The organism is Sulfitobacter sp. HI0129 (assembly GCF_001635395.1).
Lineage (GTDB): Bacteria > Pseudomonadota > Alphaproteobacteria > Rhodobacterales > Rhodobacteraceae > Sulfitobacter.
In genome coordinates this window covers 1-8,360 of the sequence record NZ_LWGH01000251.1, presented here as the reverse complement: position 1 = coordinate 8,360, position 8,360 = coordinate 1, and the positions used below count along the sequence as shown (strand labels likewise).

Annotated in this window: 10 protein-coding genes and 1 pseudogene; 9 read left to right on the top strand and 2 right to left on the bottom strand. The window is 63.7% G+C overall.

Translation table 11 applies throughout. The features are described 5' to 3' along the window. Window positions 1-55: 55 nt before the first annotated feature. Together A3764_RS04735 and A3764_RS04730 are read left to right on the top strand one after the other, a co-directional pair. Window positions 56-931, top strand: coding sequence for a 50S ribosomal protein L11 methyltransferase (locus tag A3764_RS04735; RefSeq protein ID WP_067928561.1), 876 nt, complete (start codon window positions 56-58; stop codon window positions 929-931). 109 nt (window positions 932-1,040) lie between these two features. After that, on the top strand, window positions 1,041-1,385 hold the full coding sequence (locus tag A3764_RS04730; RefSeq protein WP_067928564.1) for a hypothetical protein: 345 nt from the start codon (window positions 1,041-1,043) through the stop codon (window positions 1,383-1,385). Between the two features lie 104 nt (window positions 1,386-1,489). Here the strand turns inward: A3764_RS04730 and A3764_RS04725 are convergent, their stop codons facing one another. Beyond that, window positions 1,490-1,708 (bottom strand): DUF1127 domain-containing protein, encoded by a 219-nt coding sequence (locus A3764_RS04725; protein ID WP_067928569.1) that lies wholly within the window; start codon window positions 1,706-1,708, stop codon window positions 1,490-1,492. A 341-nt stretch (window positions 1,709-2,049) separates the two neighbouring features. Between A3764_RS04725 and ruvC the strand changes: the two genes are divergently transcribed. The 5 genes from ruvC (at window position 2,050) to A3764_RS04700 (ending at window position 5,770) form a co-directional block, all read left to right on the top strand. Beyond that, a complete protein-coding gene (gene ruvC / locus A3764_RS04720) occupies window positions 2,050-2,556 on the top strand; it encodes a crossover junction endodeoxyribonuclease RuvC (RefSeq protein ID WP_150120944.1) in 507 nt (168 codons plus the stop codon). Beyond that, on the top strand, window positions 2,553-3,233 hold the full coding sequence (gene ruvA, locus A3764_RS04715; RefSeq protein ID WP_067928573.1) for a Holliday junction branch migration protein RuvA: 681 nt from the start codon (window positions 2,553-2,555) through the stop codon (window positions 3,231-3,233). Before ruvC ends, ruvA begins: the two co-directional genes overlap by 4 nt. Before the next feature lie 67 nt (window positions 3,234-3,300). Further along, complete coding sequence (locus tag A3764_RS04710; protein WP_150122069.1) at window positions 3,301-4,101, top strand: GIY-YIG nuclease family protein; 801 nt, start codon at window positions 3,301-3,303, stop codon at window positions 4,099-4,101. Continuing rightward, the gene (gene ruvB, locus A3764_RS04705; protein WP_067928580.1) at window positions 4,098-5,117 is read left to right on the top strand and encodes a Holliday junction branch migration DNA helicase RuvB; all 1,020 of its coding nucleotides are present in this window, start codon (window positions 4,098-4,100) and stop codon (window positions 5,115-5,117) included. The genes A3764_RS04710 and ruvB overlap by 4 nt, the downstream gene beginning before the upstream one ends. Further along, on the top strand, window positions 5,114-5,770 hold the full coding sequence (locus A3764_RS04700; protein WP_067928584.1) for a hypothetical protein: 657 nt from the start codon (window positions 5,114-5,116) through the stop codon (window positions 5,768-5,770). Before ruvB ends, A3764_RS04700 begins: the two co-directional genes overlap by 4 nt. 7 nt (window positions 5,771-5,777) lie before the next feature. On the opposite strand, the gene A3764_RS04695 is transcribed toward A3764_RS04700, so the two are convergent. Next, window positions 5,778-7,565, bottom strand: coding sequence for a PAS domain-containing sensor histidine kinase (locus A3764_RS04695; RefSeq protein WP_067928588.1), 1,788 nt, complete (start codon window positions 7,563-7,565; stop codon window positions 5,778-5,780). Between the two features lie 129 nt (window positions 7,566-7,694). Between A3764_RS04695 and ybgC the strand changes: the two genes are divergently transcribed. Together ybgC and A3764_RS04685 are read left to right on the top strand one after the other, a co-directional pair. Next, window positions 7,695-8,108 carry a tol-pal system-associated acyl-CoA thioesterase gene (gene ybgC / locus A3764_RS04690; RefSeq protein ID WP_067928591.1) on the top strand — a complete coding sequence of 138 codons (414 nt, stop codon included), beginning with the start codon at window positions 7,695-7,697 and terminating at the stop codon, window positions 8,106-8,108. A 106-nt stretch (window positions 8,109-8,214) separates the two neighbouring features. After that, a pseudogene (locus A3764_RS04685) lies at window positions 8,215-8,360 on the top strand (Tol-Pal system subunit TolQ); the annotation flags it as partial.

The following is an 8,360-nucleotide window of genomic DNA, read 5'->3' as shown; positions in this document are numbered from 1 at the left end:
CGGATCCGGACTATCCGCGCCCCTATCCCAATCCCGACAGATACCGGAGACGCTGATGCCCACCTTTACCGCGCTGACCACCGTGCCGGGCCGAGAGGCCGCCTATGCGCTGGGCGATGCGCTCGAACGGCTGGAGCCCGCGCCCACCGGCGTCGGTGTCTTCGAGATGGAGGACGGATCGGGCCTGTGGGAAGTGGGCGGCTATTTCGAAGAGGCGCCGGATACCGCCAGCCTTGCCCTGCTGGCAGCGGCCAAGGGGGCAGGGGATTTCGCGGTCTCGGAACTGCCCGAAACCGATTGGGTGGCCCATGTCCGGCGGGAGCTTGCCCCGGTCGAGGCGGGGCGCTTCTTCGTCTATGGCAGCCATGACGCGGACAAACTGCCCGAAGGCAACCGCATCGCGCTGCTGATCGAGGCGTCCATGGCCTTTGGCACCGGTCACCATGGCACGACGCTGGGTTGTCTGCGCGCGCTCGACCGGCTGGCCGACGACGGCTTTGCCGGGCGCAGCGTGGTCGACGTGGGCTGCGGCACGGCGGTGCTGGCCATGGCCGCCGCCCGGCTGTGGGACGCACCGGTGCAGGCCAGCGATATCGACGCCGTGGCGGTGGATGTGGCGCGGGCCAATGTGAAGGCGAATGATCTCGAAGGGCGGGTGCACTGCATCGAGGCCGCGGGCTTCGACCATCCGGAGCTTGCCGCCGCAGCCCCTTTCGATCTGGTGTTCGCCAACATTCTGAAAGGTCCGCTGATCGCTTTGGCCGAGGATATGGCCGGCGCGATTGATTCGGGCGGATACGCGATTCTGTCGGGCATCCTGAACGAGCAGGCGGACGAGGTGATTTCCGTTTATGCCGGTTTCGGCATCAATCCGGTACACCGAGAGAGCATTGGTGACTGGACGACGCTGACGATGCAGAAGTCGCCTTAATTCAGCACCATTTATGGCAAAATTGGAGCAGTTGCCCCGAAAATGCCATAATTGATTTGTATGGTTTTCCTTGACGAACGGTGGGGGCCGAGAGTTCACGGAGGCTGCCATGATCCAGAGTCATGACAAGTTTAACGAACGCCTGACCCTGCTGAGCGAAAAGCACGCCCGGATGTCGAATGGTTATGTCGCCAGTGTACGAAGCGACGGGCTTATCGTGGTCAGGCCGCGGCGCGCGCGCGTTGCCTTTCCTTTGCGGGGGCTGGGGCTGCTGACCGTCGGATTTTTCGTGTTCAAAGCCTTCATCCTCGCCGCCATCGGCCCCGTCACCTACAACGAACGCCTCGCGAACCTGCAGGCGGGCAATCCGCTGGAACGCGCGGGCGCATGGGTCTTGCAGATCGATCCGCTGACCGATGCAATAGCCGGCTTTACCGGCCCGGTGCTGCGATAGCCCGCCCGGGGCGCGCGGCGGTCCGGCAATTTTGCGGGTGCCATGAAAAAAGCCGCGCTCCGGTTGCGGAAGCGCGGCTTTCCCGGCCCGGTAGAGGGTCGATGTCAGCGGATGAGGTAGGAGTTGGCGACGTAATCGATATCGCCACGGATCAGGCCGATGTCCTCAAGCTCACGGTCCGACAGCGAGGACAGCGCCTTGCGGGTCACGCGGGAGTCGTTCCAGGAAACGAACGAAGCGACCAGATCGGTCAGGAAAACAATTGTACGGTTTACGGCCGACGCTGTGCCGTAGGTGGTGCGGGTGGTATCGAGTGCAGCCATGCGAGCCGTCCTTCCATAGATATGAGGCCGGACCGTCCGGCTTCTGCGGCCGAGTTAGGCTGCCGGATTGCCCGCCGCAATCGCCAGATTTGCATGTGTGCTCTGCGCGTTTTGCATAGGTCGAATAGGCGCTAACCGAAGGTTATCAAAGGGTAAATTGGGGTGATGAATGTGTCGTTTTCAGTCTTCGGTGTGGCGGTTTCAGGAACCGTGTCCTCAAAGCGACGCCTTGGATGTCGCGTCTGGACAAGGACCGAATTTCTTGGCGGATGTTCGCCTTTCGTGCTAGTGCAACAAAAAAACAACAGACAAAGATGAATCGGGCAGGGGTGAGTGCTGTGATACGTGTGATCGGAATCGATCCGGGCTTGCGCAACATGGGCTGGGGCGTGATCGACGTCGCCGGTAGCCGCATCGCGCATGTGGCAAACGGCGTCTGCACATCGGACGGGGAGACACTGGCGCTTCGGCTGCTGTCGCTTCATGCGCAGCTGACCCGCGTGCTGGCGACCTATCGCCCGCAGAGCGCGGCGGTGGAACAGACTTTCGTGAACAAGGACGGGGCCGGTACGCTGAAGCTCGGGCAGGCCCGTGGCATCGCCATGCTGGTACCCGCGCAGGCGGGGCTGAGCATCGGCGAATATGCCCCCAACCAGATCAAGAAGACGGTCGTCGGCGTCGGCCATGCGGACAAGGGGCAGGTGGCCCATATGGTGCGAATGCAGCTGCCCGGTGTCGTGATCGAAGGGCCGGATGCGGCCGATGCGCTCGCCATCGCGATCTGCCACGCCCATCAGGGCGGGATCGATGCGCTGTCGCTCGCCGTGGCGCGGGCGGCCCGGGCATGATCGGCAAGATCACGGGCCGGATCGACCTGCGCGCGCCGGATCATGTGCTGATCGACACCGGGGGCGTCGGCTACATCGTACATTGTTCGGAACGGACGCTCGCGGCCCTGCCGGGGGTGGGCGAACATGTGGCGCTCTATACCGATCTGGTGGTGCGCGAAGACCTGATGCAGCTCTTCGGGTTCCGCACGCTGGCGGAAAAGGAATGGCACCGCCTGCTGACCTCCGTGCAGGGGGTGGGCGCCAAGGCGTCGCTTTCCATCCTCGGGGCGCTGGGGCCCGACGGCGTCAGCCGCGCCGTGGCACTGGGCGACTGGAACGCCATCAAGGCCGCCAAGGGCATCGGCCCCAAGATCGCGCAGCGCGTGGTGCTGGACCTGAAGGACAAGGCCCACGCCGTCATGGCGATGGGGACCACATTGGCCGATGCGACCGGCACAACGCCCGCCCGCCCGGGCACCGGGGCAGCCGGGGACGACGCGGTGATTGAAACCGCCCCCCGCGTGCCCGATACCACCGTCTCCGCGCAGGCCGAAGCACTGTCCGCACTGGGCAACCTGGGCTATGCGCCCGGCGATGCCGCAGGCGCCGTGGCGCAGGCCGCAGGCGATCTGCCCGATGCGGATACGCCCACCCTGATCCGCGCAGCGTTGAAACTGCTCGCGCCGAAGGGCTGAGGCGATGCCGATCCGGTTCAACCAGCTACTGCTAGAAGCCGGATTTGAACCGAGACGCTGTACCATCATGCTTCATACCCCGCGGGAGCGGGAATTGCGCGCGAAACTCGGGGATATCTTCATGCGCAACCCCCTCGCTTTCGACGGATACCAGCACATTCACAGCGCGCCCGGTGGCCGTACCCTTTCCGGCCGACCCCATGTTGCGAGTTTTGTCGGAATGGCAGACGGAACCTGCGTTTTCGCGGCTTTGTATGACGTGGAGAACTGCGGGAGGCTCTCCGCCGAGGAACTGGCGCGGGAACCGACCGTCATGCGCCTGCTCACAGACTACGGACTGGACCACCGCAACCATACCGACCGTGATTTTTTCCGCCTGCATCGTCGGCAGGAGATGAGCGAGTTTTCCGGGCGACTGGTCATCAACCCCACGCGGACCCGGGCTTATATCCGATTGGCGGAAACGCTCGATCCGCAGGTCGTGGCGCTTTCGCGCGAAGATATTTTCGACACGCCGGTGGGCGATTGGCGGGAAGCCACGTTCAACGGCGTCGAACTGCGCGTGCTGGGTCCGTCCGCCGCTGCCCGGTTACGGGAATGGCGCGGGATATACCTGATCGTCGATGAAAGCGATGGTGCGCGGTACGTGGGTTCCGCCTATGGCGAAACCAACCTGCTGGGTCGGTGGCAGACCCACGTTGCGCGCGATACGGGCGTGACCGCCGAACTGAGCCGCAGGGATCCGGTGAACTTCCGCTTCTCCATTCTGGAGCGTGTTTCGCCTGACATGCCCCCCGAAGACGTCATACGCCTTGAACGCACATGGATGGACCGTCTTCATACCATCCGTTATGGGCTGAACTCATGACAGAAGCCGATCCTACCCTCCGGGCCGAACCGATGCCCGATGATCCTGACCGGGCGCTGCGGCCGCAGATGCTCGATGAATTCGTGGGTCAGGCCGAGGCCCGCGCCAATCTGCGTGTTTTCATCCAGTCCGCCCGGCAGCGGGGCGAGGCGATGGATCACACGCTGTTCCACGGCCCGCCGGGGCTGGGCAAGACCACGCTGGCGCAGATCATGGCGCGCGAGCTTGGCGTGGGTTTCCGCATGACCTCCGGCCCGGTGCTGGCCAAGGCTGGTGATCTTGCCGCGATCCTGACCAACCTCGAAGCGCGCGACGTGCTATTCATCGACGAAATTCACCGCCTCAATCCCGTGGTGGAGGAAGTGCTCTACCCCGCGCTGGAGGATTTCGAGCTGGACCTCGTGATCGGTGAAGGGCCTGCGGCGCGCACCGTCCGGATCGAATTGCAGCCCTTCACGCTGGTAGGCGCCACCACGCGGATGGGGCTTCTGACCACACCGCTGCGCGACCGTTTCGGCATCCCGACCCGGCTGGAATTCTACACCGAGGATGAGCTTTTCGTCATCGTTGACCGCAACGCCCGCAAGCTGGGCGCCCCCGCCGACGAGGGCGGCGCGAGGGAGATCGCGCGCCGTGCGCGCGGCACGCCGCGCATCGCGGGCCGGCTGCTGCGCCGGGTCGTGGATTTCGCCGTGGTCGAGGGCGACGGGCGCGTTACCCGGGAACTGGCGGACATGGCGCTGACGCGGCTGGGTGTCGACGGCATCGGCCTCGACGGGGCGGACCGGCGCTACCTCCGGCTCATTGGCGAAAGCTATCAGGGCGGCCCGGTGGGCATCGAAACCCTTTCCGCGGCGCTGAGCGAAAGCCGCGACGCGCTCGAAGAGGTGATCGAGCCCTATCTGCTGCAACAGGGGCTCATCCAGCGCACGCCGCGCGGCCGGATGCTGGCGCAGCGGGCGTGGAGCCATCTGGGCATGACGCCCCCGCGCGGCCAGTCGGACCTTTTTTCATGAACGCCGATACCGATACCCCCGCCACACTGACCCCCGAAGAGGTCGAAAGCCTCTTCACCCGCAGCGATGGCAGCTATCTCTTCGCCCGCTGGGGGCGGGCCATCGCGCCCATCGTCTTTGGCGTTCAGGATGAAACGCTCGCCGTTGTGCGCGAGGCGGTGCAGGGGGTCTGCGCGCTCGCCGGGCACGAGATGACGGAGATGGACGCCGAACTGGGCAGCAACCTGATGTTCTTCTTCTTCCGGGACTGGGCCGAACTGCCGGAGGTGCCAGGCATGGACCGGCTGGTGCCGGAACTGGATGACCTCGTGGCCCGGCTTTCGGAGGCGCTGGCCAACCAGTACCGGCTTTACCGTTTCGATCCGCAGGGGGCGATCAAGGCCTGTTTCGTCTTCATCCGGATGGACGAAAACCTGCAGGCCGTGCCCGCCCAGACGCTGGCGCTGTCACAGGCGGTCCAGTCCATTCTGCTGTGGTCCGACAGGGCCTTTACCGACCGTTCGCCGCTGAAGGTGGCGACAGGCGAAACGACGGTGCTGCGCCCCGACATCGCCGTGCTGGTGCGGGCGGCCTATGATCCGGTGATGCCGGTTTGCGCGCAGGATCCCGCGCACGCGCTACGCCTTGCGGCGCGGCTGACGCGACCGGTCTGAGGGGCCGCTACCCCGCCATCCGCACGACGTTCGATCCATGCGCCGGCAGGTCGAACCAGAAGCTCGTTCCGGTCTCATCGCTGTGATAATCGATTCGCCCGTCTAGCTGGTCGAGGATCTTCTTGGCGATGCTCAGCCCCAGCCCGCTGCCTTCGCGCCGCCGCGTGTCCGTCTTGTCCGACTGGACGAAGGACTGGAAGATCACCTTGCGGAAGTTATGCGGGATCGGACGCCCCTTGTTGGAGATCGTCACCCGGTTGTAGGCCCCCATGGCGGAGATCTCTACCGTCACCACCGATTTGGGGTCAGAGAACTTCGTCGCATTGGACAGAAGGATGCGCAGCACCTGCGACAGCATGTCGGGATCGGTCACACACTTCAGCGCGGGATCCATCAAAGGTGCTTCGATCTTCACATCGAATTCGGCAGCCTGATCCCGTGCCGCCTCCTGCGCCTGATCCACCGCTTCCTTGAGGGATACGGGAATCTTCTCCTTGATGCTGCTGCCGCTGGTCAGGGAGCTGACTTGCAGAATGTCGTTCAGCAGGTTCTTCAGACGCAGCCCGTTCCGCTGCGCGATGGCGATGAGCGCGGTTTCCTTTGACGCGGGTGCCCCGGTGTAGAGCCCTTCCAGCAGGGAAAGGGCGCCCAATATCGATGTGACCGGGGTCCGCAGCTCGTGGTTCACGGTGGAAATGAATTCGCTCTTCATGAAGTCGAGCTTGCGGGCCTCGGTGATGTCCACGATCTGGGAAAGGAACATCTGCGGCGCACCCATATCGTCTCGCACCACCGTCAGGCTTAGCTGCCCGGTCAGCAATTCGCCGCTCGCGTGGAGGTACTTCTTTTCGATCGTCATGCTGTTCTGGCCGGAGCGGACCAGTTCGCGGGCCGACTGGATCGTCGCTTCGCGGTCACGGACCAGCGTGACCTGCCGGAAGCCCTTTCGCATCAACTCCTCGCGCGGATAGCCGAGGAATTCGCAGAGCGCCGGGTTCACGTCCAGCCATTTGCCATCCATCGTGGACAGCGCCATGCCGATCGGGGAACGTTCCATCGCGGCGCGGAAGCGGTGTTCGCTTTGTTGCAGCTCGGCCTGGGCCAGCTTCTTTTCAGTGATGTCGCATTGCACGCCCATCAGGGTAAGCGGGGTGCCATCGGCGTCGTGGCGGATGACCGTCGCGTTGGAGCGCATCCAGCGCCAGTCACATTCACCGACGCGCCGGATCCGGAATTCGATCTCCGTCCGCTGGGCACGGCCCGCGATACAGTCGCCTAGCGCGTTGCGCACGATTGCCCGGTCTTCGGGATGCACACGGCGTTCGAAGGCGCGGTGCGGATCTTCGGGCTGGGCCTTGTAGCCCATCTGCTTCAGCCAGTGTTCGCAAACGGTGGAGGTGCCTCCGCGCAGGTCGATCTCATATGTTCCCAGTTGCGCACTTTCGATCACATGGCTCAGCCGGCGCAGGAGTTCCGGGTCGCTCATGTCGAGTTCGGCGTTCTTCTCCTCGCACATGATGATCACGCCGCTGCGGCAGCATTCCATCTGGATATTCATGTCGAAGCGCCCGCCGCAGGGCTTGATGCCTCGCACCTCGGAAGAAATGGCTTCGTCCGCGCAGGCGGCCACCCGCTCCGCCAGTGGCGTTTCACCGAAATCGATGATGCTTTCGATATGAAAATCACCCAGCGGGGCGGCGGATTGGTTGAACAGGGAAAGCGCAGGCCGGTTGATATGCCTGATCACGCCGGAGGCGTCCATCGTGACAATTGCGATCTGTTCTTGGCCGAGCATTCCGTTAAACCGTGGGTAAGGAAGGAGTAGTTACGTCTTGGTCTCATTTTGGTTAAGCTTTGCGGCAAGAATAAGACATGATTATGCCTTTGCCGGGATCCCGGTTTCGCGGCAGCCAGGAGGGGGCGAATGAACGAGCCACATGAAAAACAGATCCGGGTCTACTACGAAGACACCGACATGGCCGGTATCGTCTATTACGCGAACTACCTGCGCTATATCGAACGCGCGCGCAGCGACTGGGTGCGTGATCTCGGCATCGATCAACTGGCCATGAAGGCCGAGGGTATCGTTTTTGCGGTGCGCCGGGTCGAGGCGGATTACATCGCCGTGGCCCGTTTCGACGATGTGCTGACCGTGCGCACGACGCTTGAATCGCTCTCTCCCGCGCGGATGGTCATGCGCCAGACGGTCCTGCGCGAGGCTACCCCGATTTTCGAGGCGCTCGTGACCGTTGTCTGCATCGGGCCTGCGGGCCGACCTGCGCGTCTGCCAGCGAAACTTCGCTTAATGTCCACCGGTTCACCCCGGGATACAGCATAATTCTGGCAATCACGGTTGCGCTGGGATAGTTTCGCGCCAAATGAAGCCCCGGTGAACGGGCGCGAGAGGCAATGCGCCCGGCAGGGCAGAATAAAGAGCAGGTTCGATGGAAGCAGAGACGCTGGCACTGGCGCAGGGGATCGATTTCTCCTTGTGGGGGTTGTTCGCACGGGCGACGGTAACGGTCAAACTGGTCATGCTCATGCTGGTCGGCGCGTCCTTCTGGTCGTGGGCGATCATCCTGCAGAAATT